General features: G+C 69.2%; 21 protein-coding genes. 8 read left to right on the top strand and 13 right to left on the bottom strand.

The genetic code is table 11. The features are described from left to right. Positions 1-27: 27 nt before the first annotated feature. Entirely contained in the window at positions 28-2,157 is a 2,130-nt protein-coding gene (locus AAC067_RS07295; protein WP_339931025.1) for a S9 family peptidase, read from the bottom strand. Positions 2,158-2,298: 141 nt separating this feature from the next. Here AAC067_RS07295 and AAC067_RS07290 point away from each other — a divergent pair, with 141 nt between their 5' ends. From AAC067_RS07290 to trxA, 7 genes are all read left to right on the top strand, one after another. Beyond that, positions 2,299-3,156: a 1-acyl-sn-glycerol-3-phosphate acyltransferase gene (locus tag AAC067_RS07290; RefSeq protein WP_339931023.1), complete on the top strand. Its 858-nt coding sequence runs from the start codon at positions 2,299-2,301 to the stop codon at positions 3,154-3,156. Further along, on the top strand, positions 3,153-3,623 hold the full coding sequence (gene tsaE / locus AAC067_RS07285; protein WP_339931021.1) for a tRNA (adenosine(37)-N6)-threonylcarbamoyltransferase complex ATPase subunit type 1 TsaE: 471 nt from the start codon (positions 3,153-3,155) through the stop codon (positions 3,621-3,623). The genes AAC067_RS07290 and tsaE overlap by 4 nt, the downstream gene beginning before the upstream one ends. Beyond that, a complete protein-coding gene (gene amgK / locus AAC067_RS07280) occupies positions 3,616-4,704 on the top strand; it encodes an N-acetylmuramate/N-acetylglucosamine kinase AmgK (protein WP_339931713.1) in 1,089 nt (362 codons plus the stop codon). The genes tsaE and amgK overlap by 8 nt, the downstream gene beginning before the upstream one ends. After that, positions 4,701-5,426 (top strand): N-acetylmuramate alpha-1-phosphate uridylyltransferase MurU, encoded by a 726-nt coding sequence (gene murU, locus AAC067_RS07275; protein WP_339931019.1) that lies wholly within the window; start codon positions 4,701-4,703, stop codon positions 5,424-5,426. The genes amgK and murU overlap by 4 nt, the downstream gene beginning before the upstream one ends. After that, a complete protein-coding gene (addB, locus tag AAC067_RS07270) occupies positions 5,423-8,485 on the top strand; it encodes a double-strand break repair protein AddB (protein ID WP_339931017.1) in 3,063 nt (1,020 codons plus the stop codon). Before murU ends, addB begins: the two co-directional genes overlap by 4 nt. Continuing rightward, positions 8,482-11,931, top strand: a complete 3,450-nt coding sequence (gene addA, locus AAC067_RS07265) for a double-strand break repair helicase AddA (protein WP_339931015.1) — start codon at positions 8,482-8,484, stop codon at positions 11,929-11,931. Before addB ends, addA begins: the two co-directional genes overlap by 4 nt. Before the next feature lie 96 nt (positions 11,932-12,027). Next, a complete protein-coding gene (gene trxA / locus AAC067_RS07260; protein ID WP_339931013.1) occupies positions 12,028-12,357 on the top strand; it encodes a thioredoxin in 330 nt (109 codons plus the stop codon). A 121-nt stretch (positions 12,358-12,478) separates the two neighbouring features. Here trxA and AAC067_RS07255 read toward each other — a convergent pair whose 3' ends face one another. From AAC067_RS07255 to AAC067_RS07200, 12 genes are all read right to left on the bottom strand, one after another. After that, positions 12,479-13,765 (bottom strand): folylpolyglutamate synthase/dihydrofolate synthase family protein, encoded by a 1,287-nt coding sequence (locus tag AAC067_RS07255; RefSeq protein ID WP_339931011.1) that lies wholly within the window; start codon positions 13,763-13,765, stop codon positions 12,479-12,481. Positions 13,766-13,774: 9 nt separating this feature from the next. Then, positions 13,775-14,680, bottom strand: coding sequence for an acetyl-CoA carboxylase carboxyltransferase subunit beta (locus AAC067_RS07250; RefSeq protein ID WP_339931009.1), 906 nt, complete (start codon positions 14,678-14,680; stop codon positions 13,775-13,777). Between the two features lie 10 nt (positions 14,681-14,690). After that, positions 14,691-15,521 (bottom strand): tryptophan synthase subunit alpha, encoded by an 831-nt coding sequence (trpA, locus tag AAC067_RS07245; protein ID WP_339931007.1) that lies wholly within the window; start codon positions 15,519-15,521, stop codon positions 14,691-14,693. Then, the gene (locus AAC067_RS07240; RefSeq protein ID WP_339931005.1) at positions 15,518-15,949 is read right to left on the bottom strand and encodes a hypothetical protein; all 432 of its coding nucleotides are present in this window, start codon (positions 15,947-15,949) and stop codon (positions 15,518-15,520) included. The genes trpA and AAC067_RS07240 overlap by 4 nt, the downstream gene beginning before the upstream one ends. Before the next feature lie 18 nt (positions 15,950-15,967). After that, positions 15,968-17,182 (bottom strand): tryptophan synthase subunit beta, encoded by a 1,215-nt coding sequence (gene trpB / locus AAC067_RS07235; protein ID WP_339931004.1) that lies wholly within the window; start codon positions 17,180-17,182, stop codon positions 15,968-15,970. 38 nt (positions 17,183-17,220) lie between these two features. After that, positions 17,221-17,850: a phosphoribosylanthranilate isomerase gene (locus AAC067_RS07230; protein WP_339931003.1), complete on the bottom strand. Its 630-nt coding sequence runs from the start codon at positions 17,848-17,850 to the stop codon at positions 17,221-17,223. After that, positions 17,847-18,266: a type II toxin-antitoxin system VapC family toxin gene (locus AAC067_RS07225; protein WP_339931002.1), complete on the bottom strand. Its 420-nt coding sequence runs from the start codon at positions 18,264-18,266 to the stop codon at positions 17,847-17,849. The genes AAC067_RS07230 and AAC067_RS07225 overlap by 4 nt, the downstream gene beginning before the upstream one ends. Beyond that, a complete protein-coding gene (locus AAC067_RS07220) occupies positions 18,260-18,502 on the bottom strand; it encodes a type II toxin-antitoxin system prevent-host-death family antitoxin (protein WP_339931001.1) in 243 nt (80 codons plus the stop codon). Before AAC067_RS07220 ends, AAC067_RS07225 begins: the two co-directional genes overlap by 7 nt. Positions 18,503-18,618: 116 nt before the next feature. Continuing rightward, the gene (locus tag AAC067_RS07215; RefSeq protein ID WP_339930999.1) at positions 18,619-19,833 is read right to left on the bottom strand and encodes an FAD-dependent oxidoreductase; all 1,215 of its coding nucleotides are present in this window, start codon (positions 19,831-19,833) and stop codon (positions 18,619-18,621) included. 80 nt (positions 19,834-19,913) lie between these two features. Then, on the bottom strand, positions 19,914-20,687 hold the full coding sequence (locus tag AAC067_RS07210) for a pseudouridine synthase (RefSeq protein ID WP_339930997.1): 774 nt from the start codon (positions 20,685-20,687) through the stop codon (positions 19,914-19,916). Then, the gene (locus tag AAC067_RS07205) at positions 20,684-21,586 is read right to left on the bottom strand and encodes a class I SAM-dependent methyltransferase (RefSeq protein WP_339930995.1); all 903 of its coding nucleotides are present in this window, start codon (positions 21,584-21,586) and stop codon (positions 20,684-20,686) included. The genes AAC067_RS07210 and AAC067_RS07205 overlap by 4 nt, the downstream gene beginning before the upstream one ends. A 393-nt stretch (positions 21,587-21,979) precedes the next feature. After that, a complete protein-coding gene (locus tag AAC067_RS07200; RefSeq protein ID WP_339930993.1) occupies positions 21,980-23,167 on the bottom strand; it encodes an acetyl-CoA C-acetyltransferase in 1,188 nt (395 codons plus the stop codon). 146 nt (positions 23,168-23,313) lie between these two features. Here AAC067_RS07200 and AAC067_RS07195 point away from each other — a divergent pair, with 146 nt between their 5' ends. Continuing rightward, complete coding sequence (locus AAC067_RS07195) at positions 23,314-24,021, top strand: hemolysin III family protein (protein WP_339930991.1); 708 nt, start codon at positions 23,314-23,316, stop codon at positions 24,019-24,021. The last annotated feature ends 29 nt before the right edge of the window (positions 24,022-24,050 follow it).

Here is a 24,050-nt window from a genome sequence, read left to right as displayed (position 1 = left end):
GTCTCATGGATAGGCTGTTGCGCCGGGTCAGTCAGCCGGGCGCAGGTATTTGTCCAGCCAGCCGAACACCTCATTGTGCCATTGCAGGCTGTTCTGCGGCTTGAGCACCCAGTGGTTCTCGTTGGGGAAGACGAGCAGCCGGCTGTCTATGCCGCGCCGCTGCAGCGCGGTGAAGGTCGACAGGCCCTGCGCGGTCGGGATGCGATAGTCCAGCTCGCCCTGGACCACCAGCATCGGCATCTTCCAGTTTCGGACGTGGTTGGCCGGATTGAATTCCTGATAGGCGCGGGGATTGTCCCACGGCGTGCCGCCGTTTTCCCACTCGGTGAACCAAAGCTCCTCGGTGGCGAAGCCCATGCTGAAGGTGTCGAACACCCCGTCATGGTTGACCGCACATTTGAACTCGTCGGGCCAGTTGCCGGCGATCCAGTTGATCATATAGCCGCCGTAGGACGCGCCGAGCGCACAGGCATTGTCACCGTCGAGGAAGCTGTACCGGGTCTGGGCCGCGGCCCAGCCCTTCTGCAGGTCTTCCAGCGGGCGGTCGCCCCAGTGCTGGCTGATCGAGTCGGTGAAGGCCTGGCCGTAACCGGTCGAGCCGTGAAAATCGATCATCACCACCGCATAGCCGGCTCCGGCATAGCTCGACGGGTTCCAGCGATAGGACCAGCTGTTGCCGAACGAGCCCTGCGGTCCCCCGTGGATCAGGAAGGCGACGGGATATTTGCGGCCTTCGACATAGCCGGCGGGCTTGATCACATAGCCGTGCACCGTCTCGCCGTTCCAGCCGTCAAAGGTGAACTGCTCGGCCTCGCCGAAGGTCTTGTCGTCCAGCGATGGATTCACATTGGTCAGACGACGCGGCATCTCGCGGCCACGATAGGTCTTGAAATACAGGTCCGATGGCGCATCCAGCGCATCGCGGGCGAAGACGATGCCCGAAGGCGTCAGGCCGAAGCTGGACACATGTCCGGGCCCGGTGATCGGCACCACTGCACCGTTGCGCGTGTCGATAGCGAAGATTCGGGTCTGGCCGACATCTCCGGCGGTCGCATACAGCGTATTGCCGTCGGGGCCCCACTGCAGGCCGCCGGGCGACCGGTCCCAGTTGGCGGCGATCTGACGGGTCTGGCCGCTGGCCACATCCTTGAGGAAGACGCCGAATTTGTCGGCCTCAAAGCCCGGCCGCGACATCGCCAGATAGGCCATGGTCCGCCCGTCGGGCGAGAATACCGCCCCGGTGTCCCAGGCATGGTTGGCTTCGGTCAGGTTTTCGAACACCCCGTCACCCGACAGGCCGTTGGTGCGCCACAGGTCGAAATTGGTGCTCCACGGTTCGCTCTGACCGGCCTCGCGGGCCGAGAACACCACCGCGTCGCCGTCGGGCGTGAAGGTGAATTCGCTCTCGTCGCCGAACGGCTTGGACGGCGTGTCCCCGTCGAAGCCCTTGCTGACCCAGACCGGGTCGCCGCTGGCATGACCGTCGGCCGCAATGGGTTGGGTGAACAGGTGGTTCTGGGTCCCGTCGTTCCAGGTGTCCCAGTGCCGCACGAACATGCGGTCATAGACCCGTCCCGTCGATTGGCGTTCGGCCTCGGCCTGGGCACGCTCAACACTGCAGGCCAGATCGGCGCAGTCCGGGAACACCGCCAGTGACATCACCAGCTTGTCGGCGGCCCGGCTCAGCCGATAGGCGTTCACATCGACCGGCAGATCGGTCACCTGCATCGCACCGGTGCCGTCGGCCTCGGCCCGCCAGACCTGGCTGGAACCGGACCGGCTCGACAGGAAATAGATATGGTTGTCCGAGCCCCAGCGCGCCGTATTGGCTCCACCGTCGGAAATCGCCAGGCGGCGCGGGGCACCATCATCATCGACCGGACGAATCCAGAGGCTACCGGACCGGCGGTTCGCCTCGACGTCGGTCGCCGTGACCGAATAGATCACCCACGCACCGTCCGGGGACACCTGGGGGTCGCCCAACCGGTTCAGGCCGATCATGTCGCGATAGGTGAAGGCCGAATGATTGTCGGCGACAGCGTTCGCAGCCGCAGGCACCGCAGCGGCGGCGGGAGCCTCGGCCATGGCGGGCAGGGCGGCGGCGCTCAACAGGGCGGCGGCGCTGAGGCTGGAAAGCAGGAGGGGCAGACGGCGCATGCAGGATATCCTTGGCATCGGTCACAGATCCGGTGCGCAGGGGTAGCACCCGTCCCGGATACGTCAATGCCGGGCGGCCATCGCACCGAACCCGCACGGACCGCTTGCCCGCCGCGCCACGACCGGCGACAACCAGTCTGTATGCAGCCCGTTCCCCCCATAATCGCGCCAGACGCCCACATCTGCGATGTGCTGATCGCCGAGCGCGCGCCCCGGCTGACCAGGTCCGTATTCTGGCCGGCGCTGCGCCCCTTCTTCTACCGGCTGCTGGGCTATCGCCACGCCCGCACCATGGCCGACGCCGTAGGGCCGCTGTCGGGGCTGGACGCCTTCGGCCACATGTCCCGCCTGCTGGATCTCGAGGTCGACGCGCTCAATCTCGATCGTATCCCGGCCACCGGCCGCTGTGTCGTGGTCTGCAACCATCCGACCGGCATCGCCGACGGCATCGCCGTCCATGACGCGGTCAGCCGCCGCCGGCCCGACGCCATCTTCTTCGCCAATGCCGACGCGCTGCGAGTCGCGCCACGCCTGTTCGAGACCGTCATCCCGGTCGAATGGGTCGTGAGCAAACGCACCCGCGAAAAGACCCGGCTGACCCTGCTGGCTGCCAGGACGGCCTTCGAAGCCGAACGCTGCATCGTCCTGTTCCCGGCGGGACGCATCTCGCGCGTCGGTCCGGACGGGGCGCTGTCTGATCCCGAATGGGCTGCCACTGCGGCCTCCCTGGCCCGCAAATACGCCGCCCCGGTGGTGCCGATCCACGTCGCCGGACCGCGCTCGCATCTGTTCCACCTGTTCCACCGCATTTCCGACGAGTTGCGCGACATCACCCTGTTCCACGAGCTGCTGAACAAGCAGGGCAAGGCCTACCGCCTGCATGTCGGCCGCCCGGTCGATCCGGCCAGACTGTCCGCCGACCCGGTCGAGGCCACGCTGGCGCTGAAGACCTTCACCGAACGGGTTCTGGCCCATCAGCCGGATGCCGAGTTCGCATGAGGATCGATTTGTCCGACGCCGCCGCCACCGCCCGTCTGGGCGCGGCCATCGCCCCCTTGCTGGCCCCCGGCGATGCGGTGCTGCTGTACGGCCCGCTGGGCATGGGCAAGTCGACCCTGGCGCGTGGCCTGATCCGGGCCCTGACCACGCCCGATGAGGATGTGCCGTCGCCGACCTTCACCCTGGTCCAGTTCTACGACAGCGACCCGCCGGTGGCCCATTTCGACCTCTACCGCCTGACCCGGCCGGAAGAAGCCTTCGAGATCGGTCTGGACGAGGCCCTCGACGAGGGCTGCGCCCTGATCGAATGGCCCGAACGACTCGGCGACGATCCTGCCGCCATGCTGGGCTCCGACCTTTTGACCATCACCCTGTCCGAACAGAGCCTCGACGGCGTCGACGGTCGCCTTGCGACCGTTTCCGGCGCAGGCTCATGGGAAGCCAAACTCACCGATGTCCATGTCTGACCGCGAACACCAGCGTCTCGACTTCCTCAAGGCGTCCGGCCTCGCGGCCGCCGTGCGCGCGCCCCTGCCCGGCGACGCCTCGACCCGGCGCTACGAGCGGCTGACCACTACGGCCGGCAGTTCCCTGATGCTGATGGACCAGCCGCCCGCCGCAGAGAGCGCGCCCTGCGACCCGACATGGTCGCCCGAGCGCCGCCGGGCCGAGGGCTGGAACGCCGTGGCCCGTCTGTCGGCCGGGCGGATAGAGGCCTTCGCCGCCGTCGCCGCCCACCTGCGCGCGCTGGACCTGTCGGCCCCCGACATCGTCGCCCTCGACGCCCCCGCCGGTCTGGCTGTGCTCGAGGATTTCGGTGACGACCTGTTCGCCCACGCCATCGATCGGGGGGCGGACGAAGCCCCCCTCTATCTGGCCGCGGTCGAGACCCTGGCGCGCATCCATGCCGCACCCACTCCCGAGGTCCTGAAGGGGCCCGCCGGAGACTGGCCGCTGCTGCCCTATGACGAGACGGCCCTGCAGGGTGGGGCCGATCTGTTCGTCGACTGGCTGCCCAAACTCGACCCGGCCCTGAGCTTCGACGGCGCCGCCGTGGCCGAATGGCATGCCGCCTGGGGCCCGGTCGTCAGGGCGGGTGCCGCCGGGGCGACCGTGATGGCCCATCGCGACTATCACGCCGAGAACCTGATCTGGCTGCCCGGCCGCGCCGGTCCGGCCCGGGCCGGGATGATCGACTTCCAGGACGCCGTCCGCGCCCACCCCTCCTGGGACCTGCACTCCCTGCTGCAGGACGCCCGCCGCGATGTCTCACCCGACCTCGAACGGCTGGCGCTGGACCACTATTTCGCCCTGCGTCCCGAGATCGACCGCGCTGAGTTCCTGCAGGCCTATGCCGGTCTGGCCGCCGTCAACGAAGCCCGCATCCTCGGCATCTTCGCCCGGCTGATCGCCCGCGACGGCAAGCCCCGCTACCGCGCCTTCATGCCGCGCATGTGGGCCCATCTGAACGCCAATCTGAAAGCACCGGGTCTCGAGGGCGTCGCCGCCTGGTTCGATCGCCACGTGCCGGAGGCCAGCCGCCGATGACCGTTCCAAAGACAGCCATGGTCCTCGCCGCCGGCCTCGGCACCCGCATGCGCCCGCTGACCGACGACCGGCCCAAGGCCCTCGTCGATCTGGCCGGACAGTCCCTGATCGACCATGTGCTCGACCGGCTGGCCCACGCCGGAGTCGACCGCGCCGTGGTCAACGTCCACTGGTTCGCCGACCGGTTGGAATCGCATCTGGCGGCACGCGGTCGTGGCCCGGCCATCGCCATCTCGGACGAACGCGCCGAACTGCTGGAAACCGGCGGCGGCCTGAAGAAGGCCGCCCCCCTGCTCGGCCCCGATCCGGTGTTCGTCGCCAATATCGACAGTGTCTGGACCGACCGCGGCGATGCGCTCGGCGACCTGGCCCGCTTGTGGGATTCCGAACGGATGGACGCCGTCCTGCTGCTGACCCGGCGCGAGGGGTCGATCGGCTTCGAGGGCGGCGGTGATTTCTTCCTCGCCGACGATGGCCGCCTGACCTTCCGCGGCGACGCAGCCGAAGCCCCCTTCGCCTATATGGGCGTGCACATCACCCGGCCCGACTACGCCGACGGCGGTCCCGAGGGGCCTTTCTCCCTCAGCCCCCTGTGGCGCGCCTCGGCCGCCGCCGGCCGGCTGTACGGCTGCGTGCTGGACGGCGACTGGATGCATGTCGGCGACCCGCAGGCCCGCGACGCCGCCGAGGCCAAACTGGCCACCGAACCGCCGGGCGCATGACCGCCGTCTTCGATCCATTTTCCGGAACTACCTCCCGCTGGTACGCCATTCCCGCGCACCGACCGTTTCTCGACGACCTCGCCGCCGGAGTGCTGGCCTGGCTGGGCGACCAGCCACCCGAGACCCTGTCCGACGCCACCCTGCTGCTGCCCAACCGCCGCGCCGCCCGCGCCTTTACCGCCGCCCTGTCGCGGCTGGGCGGCGACCGTCCGGTCCTGCTGCCCCAGGTCCGGCCGCTCGGCGATCTGGAAGAGGACGAGGCCCCTTTCGCCCCCGGTGAACTGGGTCTGGACCTGCCGCCCGCCATCGCCCCGCTGACCCGCCGGTTCGAGATGGCTCGGATGATCACCGACCGGTTTGAGCCGGGGCTGAAACCCCTGCGCGCGCTGGAGATGGCCGACGCGCTGGGCAGCTTTCTCGATTCCTGCCAGCTGGAAGAGGTCGAGGACCCCGGCCGCGTCGCCCATCTGGTCGAGGGCGATCTGGCCGAACACTGGCAGGATTCGGCCCGATTCCTCGGTCTCGCCGTCGAGGCCTGGCCCGAGCGACTGGCCGAACTGGGTCTGGTCGATCCGGCCTGGCGACGGGCCCGGCTGCTGCGCCTGCTGGCCGAACGTTGGAGCGAAAACCCACCCACCGGCCCCGTCATCGCCGCCGGTTCGACCGGCACCGCCCCCGCCGCCGCCGACGTGCTGCGCGCCGTCGCCGCGGCCCCGCAGGGCTGTGTCGTCCTGCCCGGCCTCGACCGCGATCTCGACGCCACCGTCTGGGCCGCCCTGGGGGCCGAGGAACAGCATCCGCAGAACGCCCTGTGGCGGCTGCTCGACCGCGCCGGGGTTTCGCGCGAATCCGTCCGCCCCTGGTTCCAGCCGCCGCTCGACCCCGTGCGCGAGTCGCGCGGTCTGGCCCGCCAACGCCTGCTCAACGAGGCCCTGCGCCCGGCCGGGGCCACCGACGACTGGCGCCGCGAGATCGCCCGCATCCGCGCCACCGCCGCCACCGCCGGACAGGCCGCCGACCCGATCGCTGAAGGGCTGCAGGGGCTGTCGGTGGTCACCGTCCGCACCGAAGAGGACGCGGCCGCCACCATCGCCCTGATGATGCGTGAGACGCTCGAAATCCCCGGTCGTACCTGTGCCCTGGTCACCCCCGATCTCGGCCTCGGCCGCCGCGTCGCCGCCCGGCTGGAACGCTGGGGCGTGATCGCCGACTCCTCGTCCGGCGCGCCGCTGCTGCGCCTGCCCGCCGGGGTGCTGATCGACCTGTGCGCCCGCTTCCTCGCCGACCCGCTCAAGCCCCAGACCCTGCTGGCGCTGGTCAAACATCCGCTGTGCGGTATCGACCCCGACGCTGCCACGGCCCTGGAGCTGCACGCCCTGCGCGGGCCCCGCCCCCGCGACTGGGCCATGGTCCGCCAGCGTCTGTTGGCCGCGGCCCAGCCGCGCCGGGGCGGCAAACCCGCGCCCGACTGGATACAGGCCCGGCTGACCACAGCCACCGCCCTGACCGACCGGCTCGAGACCCTGATCGGCACGGCGCGAACGCCCTTCAACAACACCGCCCCGCTGGACGACGCCGCGCGCGCCCTGACCGGTCTGGTCGAGGCCCTGACCGGTCAGTCGGTCTGGGCCGGACCCGACGGTGAGGCCGCCGCTGCCCTGATGGCCGCGTTGATCGCCGGGGGGGACGCCCTCGGCGAGGTCAGCCGCACCGACCTGGCCGATCTGGTCCACGGCCTGTTGCGCGACGAGACCGTGCGCACCGGCGGAGCCACCCATCCGTCCCTGCGCATCCTCGGGGCCATCGAGGCCCGACTAGTGCGCGCCGACCGCATGATCCTGGCCGGTCTGGAGGAAGGGGCCTGGCCCAATGCTGCTCCGGTCGACCCCTTCCTGTCGCGGCCGATGCGCAAGACCCTGGGCCTGCCCCCGCCCGAGCGCCGCCTCGGCCAGACCGCCCAGGACTTCGTCCAGGCCGCCTGCGCCGACGAGGCTGTCCTGATCCACGCCGACCGGCGCGGTGGTCAGCCGGCGGTCAAGTCACGCTGGCTGTGGCGACTGGAGATGCTGACCCGCGGGGCCAATGCCGAGGCCACGCCTGTGGTGCTGGAGCGTCCGGTGCTGGCCCTGTCCCAGGCGCGGGCGCTGGACGCGCCACCGTCCGGGCCGCCGCAATATGCCCGACGTCCCGAGCCACGCCCTCCGGTCGCGCGCCGTCCGCGCAGCCTCTATGTCACCCGTATCGAACGCTGGGTGCGCGACCCCTATGCCGTCTATGCCGGCTGGGTGCTGGGGCTGGACAAGCTGGAACGCCCCGGTGCCGAGGCCGAGGCGATGGCGCGCGGCAATGCCGTGCACAAGGCCATTGAGCGGATGACCGAGGCCTTCCCCGACACCCTGCCCGACGACGCCGAGGCCCGGCTTCACAGCCTGCTGCTGGAGGAACTGTCCGCCCACGGATTCGAGGATGCCGCCATGGCCCGCGAGGCCCCGCTGGCCCGCAACTGCGCCCGCTGGTTGACCGGCTTTGAAGCGGAGCGCCGGGCCCGCGGTATCACCCTGCTGATCGAGCAGCAGGGCGAGTCCGGCTTCGACGCGCCCGGCGGCCGCTTCACCCTCAAGGCCTATGCCGACCGTATCGAACTGGGAGCCACCGGCGCAGCCGTGATCGACTTCAAGACCGGGGCCGCGCCCTCGGCCAGACAGGTCAAGACCGGCTTCGCGCCGCAGCTGACCCTGACCGCCGCCATCCTCGCCGACGGCGGCTTCACCGACACCAACGGTCCGGTTGAGCCCGAGGAACTGACCTATGTCCGCGTCGTCGGCCGTCGCAAGCCGGGTGAGGTCGCCGTGCGCGCCGCCGGGCTGGAGGCCGCTGACCTGGCCCGTGCCGCCCTCGAGGGGCTGCAGCGCCGCGTGGCCCGGTTCGACCGCGAATCCACCCCCTATGTCAGCTGGGCCGCGCCCCAATTCATGGGCAATTTCGGCGGCAACTACGACCATCTGGCCCGGGTCTGGGAATGGCACGTCGTCGGCGACGATACGGAGGACGGCGAATGACGGTCTCCGCCGACATCGACTATCAGGCCCGCGCCGCCGATCCCGGCCGCTCGGTCTTCGTCACCGCCAATGCCGGGTCGGGCAAGACCACCACCCTGGTCAACCGCGTGGCCCGGTTGCTGCTGGGCGGAGCCACGCCCGGTGAAATCCTGTGCGTCACCTATACCAAGGCCGCCGCCGCCGAGATGCAGGCCCGGCTGTTCGAGACCCTGGGCAAATGGGCGGTGATGGATGACGCCGCCCTGTCGAACTCGCTGGCCGAGCTGGACGGGCGTGATCCGTCGGGTCTGTCGCCGGCCGACCTGTCCTCGGCCCGGCGCATGTTCGCCCGGGCTCTGGAAACCCCCGGCGGGCTCAAAATCCAGACCATCCACGCCTTCTGCGAAAAGCTGCTGCGGCGCTTCCCGCTCGAGGCCGGGGTTTCACCCCGCTTCACCGTGCTCGAGAACGAGGCCGCGCTGGCCCTGACGCGCGAGGCGCGCGAGGATCTGGCTCTGGCCGCCTTCCGCGATCCCGCGGGACCGATCGGACAGGCCTACAGCCATTTCGCTATCGAGCTGCACTGGGACGGCTTCCAGTCCCTGCTGGCCATGATCGAGTCCGATCGGGCCAAGCTGCTGGCCTATGTCGACGGGGTCGAATCCGGCCAGATGCCCGGCCCCCACGCCCTGACCGGAGCCGATCCCGACTCCTCGCCGGACCAGATCGAGGCTGACTTCCTCGGCGGGCTCGATCCGGCCGAATGGCGGCACACCGCGGATTCCATGGCCACCGGCTCGACCAACGACCAGAAGCGGGCCGAAGCCATGCGGGCTGCGTCCCCGCCGGGCTGGACCTTCGCCGACCTCGGCCACGTCTTCCTGACTGGGGCCGGTGATCCGCGCGCGAAGATGGGCACCAGATCGGCCCCGTCCGTGGCGGTCGATTATCTGACCACCCTCCAGCTCAAATACCTGTCCGCCCGCGACAGTCTGCGCGCGGCGAAGATCGCCGACGACACGATCAAATTGCTGACCCTGGCCCGGGCCCACGCGGCCTTCTACGAAACCGCCAAGGCCGCCCGAGGGGCGCTGGACTTCGCCGACCTGGTGGCTCGCACGGTCGACCTGCTGACTCAACGCTCGACCGCGGCCTGGGTGCTGTACAAGCTGGACGGCGGCATCGCCCATGTCCTGATCGACGAGGCCCAGGATACCGCCCCCGACCAGTGGGCCATCGTCCGCGCCCTGACCGGGGAATTCTTTGCGGGAGAGCCGGACGGCCGCACCGTCTTCGCCGTCGGCGACGAGAAGCAGTCGATCTACTCCTTCCAGGGGGCCCGGCCGGAACGGTTGCGGCGCGAGTCCCAGGTCTATGACGCCCTGGTGCGTGGCAGCGGCGGGGAATTCGAGGCTGTCGAACTGGCCAAATCCTGGCGCTCGACCCCCGAGGTCCTCAGCTTCGTCGATCAACTGTTCGACGATTTCGACCGTCAGACCGCCCTCGTCGGCGAGGACGTGGCCGCCATCCCGACCCACACCGCCACCCGGGTCGATCATCAGGGCACGGTCGATCTGATCCCGCTGTTTTCCGACGAAAAGGCGGCTGAGCGCGACGCCTGGGACGATCCGGTCGATCAGGAGAGTGTGGTCAGCGGGCGCAAACAGCTGGCCGCCCGCCTGGCCCGCAACATCCGCGCCCAGGTCCTGGCCGGATCCGCCGTCCACGACCGCAGGACCGGGGCCCTGCGGCCCTGCGACTATGGCGACTTCCTCGTGCTAGTGCGGCGACGTGATGCCACCTTCGAGGAAATCATCCGGGCGCTGAAGACGGCCGGCGTGCCCGTCGCCGGGGCCGACCGGCTGAAACTGTCCAGCCATATCGTCTTCGACGATCTGGTCGCCCTGGCCCGGTTCGCCCTGTTCCCGGACGATGACCTCAGCCTCGCCGGTATCCTGCGCAGTCCCTTCTGCGACGTGCCCGACTTCGGTCCCGACGACAGCCTCTACGCCCTGGCCGGACGCGAGAAGCGTGGCGGCCTGTGGCGCGAACTGTGCGCCCGCGCCGAGGAACATCCGTCGTGGAGACGGGCCCGTGACCTGCTGCAGGCAGCCCTGGACGCCCGCGAGCGCGATCCCTTCGCCTTCTTCTCGACCCTGCTGAACCGCGTCGACGACACCGGCCGTTCCGGTCGCGCCCGCATCCTGGCCCGGCTGGGCCACGAGGCCGAGGAAGCCATCGACGAGACCCTGGCCCAGATCCTCTCGGCCGAGGATCGCGGCGGCGTTGACCTCGAGACCGCCGTGGCCCTGCTTGAGGCCGCCGACGTCGAGGTCAAGCGCGAGCTGGAAGGGGCGCGCAACGAGGTCCGGGTCATGACCGTACACGGGGCCAAGGGGCTGGAAGCCCCGATCGTCATCCTTCCCGACACCACCGCCAGAGCCAAGCCGCAGGGCCCGTCGCTGATGCCGGTCGCCCTGCCTGACGGCGGCGAGGCCTGGCTGATGTGTCCGGGCAGGTCGGGCGACGACTGTCCCGCCTCGACCGAGGCCCGCGACGCCCGGGCCAAACGCGCCGACGACGAGACCCTGCGCCTGCTCTATGTGGCTCTGACCCGGGCCCGTGACCGGCTGGTGATCATGGGTCGCGCCGGCACGCGCGGCCCCGAAGCCGGCAGCTGGTGGGCGATCGTCACCGAAACCTTCGACCGTCTGACCGAGGCGGGCCTCACGCACGAACTGGACGACGGTACCCTGCGCTACGGTGTCGATCCGCAGATCCTGCCGCCCCAGACTGCGGCCGGCGCCACCGTCGGCGCGGCCCCCGCCTGGGCCCTCACCCGCCCTCCGGCCGAGGCCTCTGCCCGCTACGCCTCACCCTCGCGCATGGACGAGACCGTGCGCATCCCCGCCCCGTCGCCGCTGGCCACCACCGCCGGGCCGGGCGCACCGCTCGGCCGCTTCCGTCGGGGAGATCTGATCCACCGGTTGCTGGAGCGTCTGCCCGAAATCGACGCCGCCGCCCGGGCCAACGCAGCCGTGCGCATGCTGGCGCGCGAGCCAGACCTCGACGCGGCCCAGCGCGGCGAGATGATCGACGCCGCCTTCACGGTACTGGACGACCCCCGCTTCGCCCCGGTGTTCGGGACCGGCTCCCGCGCCGAGGTGGCCCTGACCGGCGGGGCCCCCGGCCTACCGCCGGGGGTCACGGTTTCCGGCCGGATCGACCGGTTGGTGATCACCCCCGAGCGCGTGCTGGTGGTTGACTACAAGACCAATCGTCCGGCCCCCGACCGGATCGAGAACGCTGATCCCGCCTATGTTCTGCAGTTGGCCGTCTATATCGCCGTGCTCGGGCGGCTGTACCCCGATCGTGCGGTCGAGGCGGCCCTGGTCTGGACCGACGGCCCCCGGTTGATGCCGGTGCCCCAGGCCCTGATGGACGAAGCCCTGGCCGCCGGGCGTTGATTTCGGCAGGAATCGCCCCACATCTGCGGCAACAGCCGACCGTTGCGATCACGCCCCAACCCCGCACCGCCCCCGGTGCAGCAGGAGAATTCCCCCATGGCCACCGTCAAGGTCACCGACGCCAGCTTCGACGCCGACGTCCTCAAGTCGTCGGTCCCCGTGCTGGTCGATTTCTGGGCTGAATGGTGCGGCCCGTGCAAACAGATCGGCCCGGCGCTGGAACAGATCGCCGACGAACTGTCGGGCAAGGTCGTGATCGCCAAGGTCAATATCGACGATTCGCCGATGATCCCGTCCAAGCTGGGCGTGAAGGGCATCCCGACCCTGATGCTGTTCCGCAACGGCGAGATGGCCTCGATGAAGGTCGGTGCCATGCCCAAGGGCAAGATCGTCGAATGGCTGGCCGAGGCCGGCATCACCGCCTGATGTCCCAAGGCCCCTCCCGTACGGAGGGGCCGCCGGGTCAGTGCTTTGGCCTCAAGTAGCCCGAAGGGCGATAGGCCCAGCGACATGGCCTCAAGTAGCGCAAAGCGCGATAGGCCCAATGCTAAATGGGCCAGGTCTCGCGGCTCGCGCCCAGCACCTCGCCCGCGAGGTAGAGCGAGCCGCAGATCACCACCCGCCCGGCTCCCAGCCGTAGCGCCAGATCCAGCGCCCCGCTGACCGAGCCCGCCGGCTGGGCTCCGAGCCCGTGGCCGCGTGCTACCGCTGCCAGCGCCTCGGGCTCGGCCGCCGTTCCATCAAAGCCGACGGTGAACACGGCCGCGCCACTGTCCTTCAGCGCCTCGAAGAAGCCGCCTGAATCCTTGTTGGCCAGCATGCCGACGATCAGGGCCAGCGGCCGCGGGGCGCGCGCCTGCCGCGCCGCCAGGGTCTCGGCCAGGGCCCGCGCCGCATGCGGATTGTGCCCCCCGTCCAGCCACAGCTCGGCTTCCGCCGAGCGCGCCGTCTCGCCATAGGGTCCCGCCGTCAGCCGCTGCATCCGTGCCGGCCAGCTCACCGTCTCCAGACCTTGGACGATCGCGGCCTCGGGCAGGTCCAGCTCCAGCGCCACGGCCACCGCCAGCCCGGCATTGTCGATCTGGTGCGGGCCGGCCAGGGCCGGGGCAGGCAGGTCGAGGAACCGTTCCTCGTCCTGGTACGACAGGCCACCCCGGTCGCCCCAGGCGTCGAAATCGCTGCCCAGCACCGTCAGCGGTGCCAGCAGCGCCGCCGCCCGCGCCGTGATCACCGCCATCACCGCCTCTGACTGGCGCGCCACCAGCCCGCGCGCGCCGGGCTTCAATATGCCAGCCTTCTCTCCGGCGATGCCCGACAGGTCGGTGCCGAGAAACTCCGCATGATCCAGGGCAATCGGCGTGATCACGCTCAGCAACGGCCGGTCGATGACATTGGTGGCGTCCAGCGACCCGCCCAGCCCGACCTCGATGATGGCCAGATCGGCGGCCACCCCGGCCATGGCGACAAAGGCCGCGGCCGTCGCCACCTCAAACACCGTGGCCCCGATGCCGTGCGCCTCACCGGCCGCCTCGACCCGGTCCAGCGCCGCATTCAGCGCTGCGTCGTCGATCAGGGTCCCGGCCAGGCGGATACGTTCGTTGAACCGCACCAGATGCGGCGACGTATAAACGTGGACCCGTAACCCCGCCGCCTCGGCCATGGCGCGCAGCAGGGCGGCGGTCGAGCCCTTGCCGTTGGTCCCGGCCACATGAATGACTGGCGGCAGGGCGTCCTGCGGATCGCCCAGCGCAGCGCACAGGGCCCGCATCCGGTCCAGTGACAGGTCGATCTTCTGGGGATGTCGGGCCAACAACCGGGCCGAGATCGGATCCATGGTCCGGACCTAGGCGGCCCGACGCTTGCCGTCCATCAGCATCGACAGGACCTGACCCAGCGTCTTCGGCAGGTCGGCACGGTTGACCACGCGGTCGACCATGCCCTTCTGTTCCAGATATTCGGCACGCTGGAAGCCCGGCGGCAGTTTCTCGCGGATCGTGGCCTCGATCACCCGGGGGCCGGCAAAGCCGATCAGCGCGTCAGGCTCGGCCAGATGCACATCGCCCAGCATCGCATAGCTGGCGGTGACCCCACCGGTGGTCGGATCGGTCAGCACCACGACGAAGGGCAGCTGCGCCGCCTTCAGTTCCTGCACCGCCAGGGTGGTGCGCGCCATCTGCATCAGGCTCAGCGCGCCCTCCTGCATCCGGGCCCCGCCCGCGGCGGTGAAACAGACCATCGGCACCTTGCGCTCGACCGCGGCCCGGGCGGCGGCGATGAAGCCCTCACCGGCAGCCATGCCCAGCGAGCCGCCCATGAAGGCAAAATCCTGCACGATGGCCACGGCCGGTGTGCCGTCGATCTCGCCAAAGCCGATCGACATCACGTCGCGCGTGCCCACGGTCTTGCGCGCCGCCGCCAGCCGCTCGCGATACGGCTTGCCGTCGCTGAACTTCAGCGGGTCTTCCTCGACCTCGGGGCTGCTGATCGGCTCATATTTGCCGCCATCGAAGGTGTAGCCCAGCCGCTTGGCTGCGCCGATCCGCATATGCCGACCGGACGGGGTCACCCACAGGGCGGTCTCGAGGTCCGGGCGATAGAGCATCTCGTCGGTGTCGGGATCCTTGACCCACAGGCCGTCGGGCGTGTCGCGCCGGCTGACGATCTTGCGCACGCCGGGGGCGAAACGCGACAGCCAGCCGCCACGGCGTTCCGGCGGGGTCTTGATCGGGGGCGTGTTCTTTTCGGCCATGAACGTGTCTCTAGACGGTTTCCGTCACGCGTGCAGCCCTGACGGCGTCGGACAGGGCCCGAACCCGGGCCAGCACCCGGTCCGGCGCGGATTCGCCGGATTCCAGCGCCGCAGCGACTTCGTCGACCAGCGCCGAGCCGACCACCACCGCATCGGCGACGCGGGCGATCTCGGCGGCCCGCTCCGGCGTGCGCACGCCAAAGCCGACCGCCACCGGCAGGCCCGAGGCCTTGCGCACCCGCTCGACGGCCGGGGCTACCGACAGGGCCTGGGCCTCCTTGACCCCGGTCACCCCGGCCACGGACACATAGTAGACAAAGCCCGAGGTGCGCCGGGCGATGATCTTCAGCCGCGCATCGTCCGAGGTTGGCGTCGCCAGCCGGATCAGCGCCACCTTGTGGGCGTCCAGCGCGTCCGACAGCGGATCAGCCTCTTCCGGCGGGCAGTCGACCACGATCACGCCGTCGACGCCGCTGGCCGCAGCGTCGCGGGCGAAGGCGTCATAGCCATAGCTCTCGATCGGATTCAGATAGCCCATCAGGATCAGCGGCGTGTCGGTGTCGCCGTCCCGGAACGCCTGCGCCAGCGCCAGCGTCCCCTTCAGCGTCAGCCCGGCCTTCAGCGCGCGGATCGCCGCCTTCTGGATCGGCGGTCCCTCGGCCATCGGATCCGAGAACGGAATGCCCAATTCGATCAGGTCGGCCCCGGCCGCCGGCAGGCCGCGCAGAATCTCCAGCGCCTGATCCCGGGTCGGATCACCGGCCATCACATAGGTCACGAACCCGGCCCGGCCCTCGGCCTTCAGCGCGGCGAAACGGGCGTCGATACGAGCGGTGGTCATTGCGTCGCCGGCACCGCGGCCGCCGCCGTGCACACATCCCCGGGAATGGTGGCGAAGCCCAGATAGCCGGTCGAGGTCGGTCCGGTCGGACGCGTCGTGTCATAGAAGGCGATCATCTGGATACCGTCGCAGCCGCCGCTGTCGCGACGCTTGACCAGCACCACCCGATTGCTGTCGCCGCCCGCGGCCAGCCAGCCCTGACCCTCGAAATGGGCGACATAGGCATCGGCCAGCGTGCCGACGCCGGCCAGCGGAGCACTGACGCAGAAGGCCTTGCCGGCGAGGGCGTACAGATTGCCGCAGTCGGGGGCCAGGGTGGCCCCGGCCAGGATCGGCGTATCCGCCGCCGGCTGCCCCTGGCTCTGCGCCAGGACCGGGCCGGCCAGGGCCAGCGACACGACGGCCGTCATTGCGATGAAGCGTTTCATGTTCAGATTCCCGGAGCCCTAGAGCTCAACTCCCAGATGTTCCGCCACGGCGAAGATATCCTTGTCGCCGCGGCCGCATAGATTGACCACCACGTCGCCGCCCTTGCCGACCTCGGCCGCGATTTCGCCGACCCGCGCCAGGGCATGGCTGGGCTCCAGCGCCGGAATGATCCCCTCCAGTTTCGAGCACAGCTGGAAGGCTTCCAGCGCCTCGGCGTCGGTGGTGGCGCGATATTCGGCACGGCCGATGTCCTTCAGCCAGGCGTGTTCCGGTCCGATGCCCGGATAATCGAGCCCGGCCGAGATGGAATGGCCTTCCAGAATCTGGCCGTCGTCGTCCTGCAGCAGATAGGTACGATTGCCGTGCAGCACGCCGGGCCGTCCGCCCTGCAGTGAGGCCGCATGGTCCGGCCCGTCCAGCCCGCGCCCGGCCGCCTCGACCCCGATCAGCCGCACGGAGGCATCGTCGATGAAGGGGTGGAACAGGCCGATGGCGTTCGATCCGCCGCCGATGGCCGCGACACAGGCGTCCGGAAGTTTGCCGCGTCGTGCCTGCATCTGGACCTTGGTTTCCTTGCCGATCACCGACTGGAAGTCGCGGACCATGGCCGGATAGGGGTGCGGCCCGGCGGCGGTACCGATCAGATAATAGGTGTCCTCGACATTGGTGACCCAGTCCCGCATCGCCTCGTTCATGGCGTCCTTCAGCGTCGCCCGGCCGCTGGTCACCGGGATCACCTCGGCCCCCAGCAGCTTCATGCGGAACACGTTGGGCGACTGCCGCTGCACGTCGGTCGCGCCCATATAGACCACGCATTTCAGGCCGAAGCGGGCGCAGACGGTCGCCGTGGCCACCCCGTGCTGGCCGGCCCCGGTCTCGGCGATGATGCGGGTCTTGCCCATCCGCATGGCCAGCAGGATCTGGCCCATGCAGTTGTTGATCTTGTGCGCGCCGGTATGATTCAGCTCGTCGCGCTTGAACCAGATATCGGCCGTTCCGTAGTGGGCGCTCAGCCGTTCGGCCAGATACAGGGGGCTGGGCCGACCGACATAATGGGTCAGGAAGTCGTCCAGCTCGGCCTGGAAGCTCGGGTCGGCCTGGGCTGCCGCATAGGCCGCGGTCAGCTCATGCACCAGCGGCATCAGGGTCTCGGCCACGAACCGGCCCCCGTAGGGACCGAACCGGCCCTCGGCGTCCGGCAGGGCATAGGCATTGGGCAGGATGGCGTTCACAGGCGTTTCTCTCGCGGGGAGGCGTCGGAAATGGGGCGTCACACGGCCCTGAGAAAGGCCGCAATCCGGTCCGTGTCCTTAACACCCGGTGCGCTTTCCACACCAGAGGACACATCGACCATCGGGGCCGCGCTGATGGCCACGGCCTCAGCGACATTGTCCGGCGTCAGGCCCCCGGCCAGAAACCACGGCCTTGCGAACGATCGCCCGGCCAGCAGCGACCAGTCGAACCGGGCCCCGACCCCGCCCGGCAGGTCCGCGCCCGCCGGGGGACGGGCATCGAACATAAGATGATCGACGACCGGCTCCCACGCGGCCGCCGCCTCGATGTCCGCCGCCGTGGACACAGCCAAGGCCCGGATGATCCCGGCGCCGGTCAACTCGCGCACCCGCGCCGCTCGCTCGGGCGTCTCCCGCCCGTGCAACTGGATCAGGTCCGGTTTCAGGATCAGGGCGATCTCGGTCAGCCGCGCGTCGTCGGCATCGACCGTCACCGCCACCACCCTGGCCCGCCCCCGAGCCCGGTCGAACAGGGTCGCCGCGTGCAGCGGTTCCAGATGGCGCGGGCTGCGCGGAAAGATCACCGCCCCGACAAAGGCCGCCCCGCCGTCCAGCGCGGCGTCGAGGGTTTCGGGCGTGGTCAGGCCACAGATCTTTACGGGGGTCATGACAGGGCCAACACCACACCCTGCTTCACCGCCGCCTCGGCCAAACGCCGGTCGAGGGTGGCCAGCGCCCAGGACTCCCGCTCGACGATGGCCAGATGCAGGGCGTCGGGCGCACGCAGGGCTTCATGGCGTTCAAGCAGACGGCGCGCCTGCAGGAAGTCGTCGGGGCCGATCACCGCGTCCGGCCGTGTCGGACTGAACAACCTGTCCATCTCGACCTCCGCGCGACGGCGCTCGGCCGCCGTGATCCGGTCGGTGCGCTGGGCGTGGGACAGGGCTGACGAGGTCTCGGTCAGGGTCCACAGGCTGAAGGTCAGCACAGGTTCACCGACCAGCCAGTCCCTCACGCGGTCGGAATGGGCGTCAGAGATCAGGATGGAATAGAGGACGCTGGCATCAAGATAGACGTTTACCACGGCCGTTCCTGGCGCATCTCTTCCAGAAGCTGGACGATATCGGTCGGCCCGGCCTTGGGCACGATCCGCCGCCGCTTCAGTTCGGCCACGTCGATGACCAACCCCTTCGGCGCATCACTGATCATGCGCACGGCAGGCTGACCGTTTCGCGCGATTCTCACGTCTTCGCCGCGCTGGGCAGCGGCGATCAATTTCGACAGATTGTCCCGCGCCTGGGCGACAGTGTAGGTGCTCATGTCCGCAAGATAGCCATCTTGATGGCTATCGTCCAGTCAAACTGGATAGTCGCATCACGCTCGGAGAGTCCGGTCGTCGGCAATCGCCGGGGCGAACCGTCGTGCCGTCGACTCTCTCAGACCCGATACAGATCGGCGTCGGGATCAACCTGTCCGCGGATCGCCGCCGCGACCACCTGACTGGCGATGACCGAATAGGTGATGCCATTGCCCCCGAACCCCATCACCGCCCAGGCGTGGTCCATGTCCGGCACTGGCGCGATCGACGGCAGGCCGGTGGCGCTTTCGCCGAAGGCCCCGGCCCAGCTGTAATCGACCTCGAAATCCAGAGCCGGGACCAGCGCCTGCAATTTCGCGGCGATGGCCGCGCATTTGCGTTTCAACCGGGCCTCGTCCTGATGGGCATCGGGTGAATCCTCGTCTTCACCGCCGACGATCAACCGCCCGTCGCCACCCATGCGGAAATACAGATAGGGGTCGGACGCCTCCCACACCAAGGTGTCGCGCAACCAGGCTGGACAGGCGGTTCGCGACTTCGTCGCCAGAGCCCAGGTCGAGATCACCTTGGCCCCCGGTGTCGGCACCCCCTTGGGAAATTCATAGCCGCAGCAGAACACCACTTGCCGCGCCCGGACCGCATGGCCCGCGTCGGTGATCAGCGTCACCCCCTCCGGATCGGACGCGGCCTGCAATACCTCGACCTGCGAATAGACCGTCGCGCCATTGGCCCGGGCCCGACGCAGCAGTCCGGCCGCCAGTCGGGCCGGGTCGGCACTGGCCGAGCCGCTGGAGATGATGGCCCCGGTCCGGTCGATGCCGAACCGCTCGCGCAGGTCCGCGGGGCCGATAAATTCGCTGTCCAGTCCAATCGCCGCCCTTGCCCCGGCCTCGGCTTCCAGCGCGCGATAGCCATAGGTGTCGCCCGCCAGATACAGGCTGTCCTTGTCCTTCAGTCCGCAGACGATCCGCTCATGGGCCACGATCCGCTTCAGATCCTCAACGGCCGCACGTGAGCGCAGATACGCCCGCTTGGCCTTCTCGGCCCCGATCTTCTCGGCCAGCACCGTCAGTGGCAGGTCGATTTCCCACTGCAGCAGCGCCGTCGAGGCCATGGTCGATCCGGTCAGGGGCGGGCGACGGTCCAGTACCGCCACCGAATGGTCCCGGCTCAGGTCATGCGCCATGAAGGCCCCACTGATCCCGGCCCCGACGATGACGACATCCACGCTGATCGCGGCGTCGAGCGTCCGCACCGGGACGCCCAGCCCGTAGCTGTCGGCCCAGACCGGACGGCCGGTCCTCAGATCGCGCTTCCGTGTCGCCCCGGTCATGTCGTCTCCGTTCAAATGGCGGAGCGATAGAGCCCGAACGCGGGCGGGGTTCCCGGCCTCACCGCGCCGGACAGGGAATGCTAGGCGAAGATCTGCTCGACCTCGGCCTCATCCAGCAATTGCCACTCACCGGGGGCCAGGTCGTCGGGCAGGGTCAAGCCACCCAGTCGTTCCCGGTGCAGCGCTTCCACGTGGTTGCCGGCGGCGGCGAACATGCGCCGCACCATATGATAGCGGCCCTCGGTCACCGTCAGCCGCGCCTCGGTCGGCGACAACACCTCCAGCTCGGCCGGGGCCAGTGGCTTGTTCTCCCCCTCCAGCACCAGCCCCCCGGCCGCGAACAGGGCCTGTTCCGTCCCGGCCAGCGGCCGCGCCAGCGTCGCGTGATAGACCTTGGCCACATGGCGGCGCGGCGAGATCACCCGATGCAGCAGGTCACCGTCGTCGGTCAGCAGCAGCAGGCCCGAGGTCTGCTTGTCCAGCCGTCCGATGGTCGAGATTGCCGGGTCGCGATGCCGCCAGCGCGACGGCAGCACGTCATAGACCAGGGCCCCCTCCTCCTTGCGCGAACAGGTCATGCCCAGCGGCTTGTTCAGCAGCAGCACCACACCCGGCGGCGGATCGACAGGACGGCCGTCGATCATCATCCGCTGCGGCAGGTCGCGGGTCACCGGGATGCGTTTGGACACGTCGACCAGATCGACCCCGTCCAGCACAATGCCGCCAGCCTTGCCCAGCCGCGCCATTTCGCTGCGCGAGCCATAGCCCATCCCGCCCAGCAGCTTGTCGACGCGGGATGTCGGGACTTTGCCCGTCGCCCTAACGTCCTTCGGACTGCTTGAGGGCTGGCTCATTTCACCGCCTCGAACAATTTGTAGCCACCGCGGTCGGCGACCATCGTCACTCGTTTGAAGGCGGCGTTCAGCTCGGCCTCATAGGGCAGATGCCGGTTGGCCACGATCCAGGCCACGCCGCCCTTGTGCAGCAAGGCCGCGGCCTTCTGGATGAAGGCCTGACCCAGTCGTTTGTCCTCGGTCCCGCCATCGTGGAAGGGCGGATTGCTGACCACGAAATCCTGATCTCCGGCCGCGTCCAGATTGCGGGCGTCGATCCAGTCGTAACTCACACGGGGGTCGTCGACATTCTTCTGCGCCGCCTCGATCGCCCGCCGGTCCACATCGACCAGCTTCAGCAGCGTCACCGTCGGCGAGCGCAGCACCACCGTGGCCAGCGCCCCGTAACCGCAGCCCAGGTCCACGCCGAGCCCCTTCATCGGCGGCAGATGTTCGGCCAGCAGGGCCGTACCCGCATCGACCCGGTCCCAGGCGAAGATGCCCGGTTGCGACCAGGCCTCCAGCCCCTCGACCTGCCGCGGGGCACCCGCCGCAATGGCCTCGTCAATTCCGGTCAGGGTTTCGGGCCGGATCACCACGCAGCGGCGGTGATGGGCCTTGGAACTCTCGGCCAGTTCGACGCCGAAGGCCTTCAGTTCCTTGTTTAGCCGCGATCCGCCCTTGTCCTTGGCGGCCATCACGTCCAGCCGGCCGCCGACCTTCAGCGCCTGCAGGGCCAGGGCCAGCAGATAGCGTCGCTCCAGCACGCCCGGCGGCGCATAGATCATGGCCGTGTCCACGGACTTCGGCGCGAAGCTTTCCAGCGCCGTCGAACCGGGGATCAGGGGCGAGGTCTGGATCGCGGCCCCCGGCGGATCGAACACCAGCGGGGGGCGGCCATGGAGAATATCTGTCGTCATCGCGTCGCCTTAGCCCCTTCCGCCCAATTCGCGAAGTCGAGCCTCCCCACAGGACGGCGATCAGTGGGGACTCCGGGGACAGGTAATCCTGCGCCCGGGGAGCACATTCGGGGACAATCAGGGGACATCTGCCCCGGACTCACAGCCTGTTCCCGGCAAAAAATCCGCGGGGGTCCAGGGCTGGTCTACAATGGACCCAGCGCCCCGCCGCCGACCGGCCGACGGGCCGCCCGGTCTTTGACAATCAGGGTTCCCACCCCGTCACCGCCACCAGGTTACGGGATTTCAAACGTCGTCTGCGGTGCGACCTTGGGGCGATAAATCCCCCTGGCTCCGTCGCAGCGAAAATTATTGCGCAGGGACCGGGGACAATCGGCCCGTCGACAGTCGGGATCAGTCCCGTTCGACGCACAGGGCCACGCCCATGCCGCCGCCGATGCACAGGGTCGCCAGACCCTTCTTCGCATCACGCCGCTTCATCTCGTGCAGCAGGGTGGTCAGGATGCGGGCCCCGGACGCGCCGATCGGATGGCCGATGGCGATGGCCCCGCCGTTGACGTTAACCTTGGCCGGGTCGAGATCCAGCGTCTTCAGAACGCACAGGCTCTGAGCGGCAAAGGCCTCATTGGACTCGACCAGATCCAGATCGGCGACGGTCCAGCCGGCCTTGTCCAGCGCCTTGCGCGAGGCCGGGATCGGGCCCGTGCCCATGATCGCCGGATCGACCCCGGCACTGGCCCAGGACACGATCCGCGCCAGTGGCTTCAGTCCACGCTTGCGGGCCTCGTCGCCGCTCATCAGCACCAGGGCCGCAGCGCCGTCGTTCAGGCCGGACGCATTGGCCGCCGTGACCGAGCCGTCCTTGGTGAATGCCGGTCGCAGCTTCGCCATCGCCTCGATCGTTGCGCCGTGCCGGACGTATTCGTCCTGATCGACGACCACATCGCCCTTGCGCCCTGGGATCGTCACCGGAACGATCTCATCGGCAAACCGGCCCGCCTTCTGCGCCGCCTCGGCCTTGTTCTGGCTGGCCACCGCGAATTCGTCCTGGGCCGCGCGGCTGATCTGGTTCTGGTCGGCGATGTTCTCGGCGGTTTGCCCCATATGATAGCCGTTGAAGGCGTCCCACAGCCCGTCCTTGATCATCGTGTCGGTAAAGGCCAGGTCGCCCATCTTCTGGCCGTTGCGCAAATTGGCCGCGTGCGGGGCCTGGCTCATACTCTCCTGCCCCCCGGCGACCACGATGCGTGCATCGCCCATGGCGATCTGCTGATAGGCCAGCGCCACGGCCCGCAGGCCCGAGCCGCAGATCTGGTTCAGGCTCCACGCCGGCGTCTCCTTCGGAATGCCCGCGCCCATCGCCGCCTGACGCGCCGGTCCCTGCCCCGCCGCCGCCTGCAGCACATGGCCCAGGATCACCTCGTCGACGTCTGCCGCCGCGACCCGCGCCTGCTCCAGCGCCCCATGGATGGCGATCTCGCCCAGTTTCGATGCCGGCAGACTTGACAGGGCTCCCAGAAACGATCCGACCGGCGTACGGGCGGCGGACACGATCACGACATCAGGGCGGGCGTCAGACATGGGAACTCCAGGGCAAAATTGTTGCGTGGCGTTTCTGCCGCATTCGTCGCCCTTCGTCACGCTCTCGCCGGACCGTTCAGCGAATAGTCACCCTGAATCGGCATCATGTCCGGGAACAACTGGCGGCCTGACCTGCTTAGGAAACCATGCGTATGGAACTGAAAAAACTGCTGACCCGGCTCTGCACTCCGGATGAGCTGGACATGATCGAACACTATCAGACGCGCGGCGAACGCCTCGCCGACCTGTGGGTGCACATCGTCGGTCTGGGCCTGGCCGCGGCCGGTGGCGTGGTCCTCGCCGTCCTGGCCGCCCTCTATGCCGGCGTCGGCACCTCGGTCTCGACCGCCATCTACGCCCTGTGCCTGATCGCCATGCTGACGGCCTCAACCGTGTACAACCAGGCCCGCCCCTGCGCCGCCCGGCCGGTGCTGCGGCGGCTGGACGAAGCCGCCATCTTTCTGATGATCGCCGGCAGCTACACGCCTTTCACCACCCAGCGGTTCGAAGGGGCCTGGGCGATCGGATTCACCCTCGCGGTCTGGCTGATCGCGTTCGCCGGGGTGTTCACCAAATTGATCGCGCCGCGCCTGTCGGATGGCTTCTGGAGCGTCGTCTACGCCCTGTTCGGGTGGCTGGCCGTGCTGGCTCTGAAGCCATTGGTCGACACCGTCCATCCGGCGGCCCTGGCCCTGCTGGTCATCGGCGGCCTGATCTACACCGCCGGCGTCTTCGTCTTCATCAGTCCTCGGGTTAGGTTCCGTCGCGCGATCTGGCACGGTTTCGTCGTCGCCGGGGCCGCCGCCCACTGGTCAGCCGTACTGGTCGGCGTGGTTCTGGCTCCGGCGGGCTGACCACCGCAAGGGGGCTGGCGTCCGCCGCC

This window comes from uncultured Brevundimonas sp. (assembly GCF_963977465.1).
Taxonomy (GTDB): Bacteria; Pseudomonadota; Alphaproteobacteria; order Caulobacterales; family Caulobacteraceae; genus Brevundimonas.
The sequence above is the reverse complement of the archived record's forward strand: the minus strand, read 5'-3'. Positions and strand labels throughout refer to the sequence as shown.

Bases quoted from the DNA above. Each gene is read 5' to 3' on its own strand.
- AAC067_RS07295 (WP_339931025.1), bottom strand. From the start codon at position 2,157: ATGCGCCGTCTGCCCCTCCTGCTTTCCAGCCTCAGCGCCGCCGCCCTG.
- AAC067_RS07290 (WP_339931023.1), top strand. From the start codon at position 2,299: ATGCAGCCCGTTCCCCCCATAATCGCGCCAGACGCCCACATCTGCGAT.
- tsaE (WP_339931021.1), top strand. From the start codon at position 3,153: ATGAGGATCGATTTGTCCGACGCCGCCGCCACCGCCCGTCTGGGCGCG.
- amgK (WP_339931713.1), top strand. From the start codon at position 3,616: ATGTCTGACCGCGAACACCAGCGTCTCGACTTCCTCAAGGCGTCCGGC.
- murU (WP_339931019.1), top strand. From the start codon at position 4,701: ATGACCGTTCCAAAGACAGCCATGGTCCTCGCCGCCGGCCTCGGCACC.
- addB (WP_339931017.1), top strand. From the start codon at position 5,423: ATGACCGCCGTCTTCGATCCATTTTCCGGAACTACCTCCCGCTGGTAC.
- addA (WP_339931015.1), top strand. From the start codon at position 8,482: ATGACGGTCTCCGCCGACATCGACTATCAGGCCCGCGCCGCCGATCCC.
- trxA (WP_339931013.1), top strand. From the start codon at position 12,028: ATGGCCACCGTCAAGGTCACCGACGCCAGCTTCGACGCCGACGTCCTC.
- AAC067_RS07255 (WP_339931011.1), bottom strand. From the start codon at position 13,765: ATGGATCCGATCTCGGCCCGGTTGTTGGCCCGACATCCCCAGAAGATC.
- AAC067_RS07250 (WP_339931009.1), bottom strand. From the start codon at position 14,680: ATGGCCGAAAAGAACACGCCCCCGATCAAGACCCCGCCGGAACGCCGT.
- trpA (WP_339931007.1), bottom strand. From the start codon at position 15,521: ATGACCACCGCTCGTATCGACGCCCGTTTCGCCGCGCTGAAGGCCGAG.
- AAC067_RS07240 (WP_339931005.1), bottom strand. From the start codon at position 15,949: ATGAAACGCTTCATCGCAATGACGGCCGTCGTGTCGCTGGCCCTGGCC.
- AAC067_RS07230 (WP_339931003.1), bottom strand. From the start codon at position 17,850: ATGACCCCCGTAAAGATCTGTGGCCTGACCACGCCCGAAACCCTCGAC.
- AAC067_RS07220 (WP_339931001.1), bottom strand. From the start codon at position 18,502: ATGAGCACCTACACTGTCGCCCAGGCGCGGGACAATCTGTCGAAATTG.
- AAC067_RS07215 (WP_339930999.1), bottom strand. From the start codon at position 19,833: ATGACCGGGGCGACACGGAAGCGCGATCTGAGGACCGGCCGTCCGGTC.
- AAC067_RS07210 (WP_339930997.1), bottom strand. From the start codon at position 20,687: ATGAGCCAGCCCTCAAGCAGTCCGAAGGACGTTAGGGCGACGGGCAAA.
- AAC067_RS07205 (WP_339930995.1), bottom strand. From the start codon at position 21,586: ATGACGACAGATATTCTCCATGGCCGCCCCCCGCTGGTGTTCGATCCG.
- AAC067_RS07200 (WP_339930993.1), bottom strand. From the start codon at position 23,167: ATGTCTGACGCCCGCCCTGATGTCGTGATCGTGTCCGCCGCCCGTACG.
- AAC067_RS07195 (WP_339930991.1), top strand. From the start codon at position 23,314: ATGCGTATGGAACTGAAAAAACTGCTGACCCGGCTCTGCACTCCGGAT.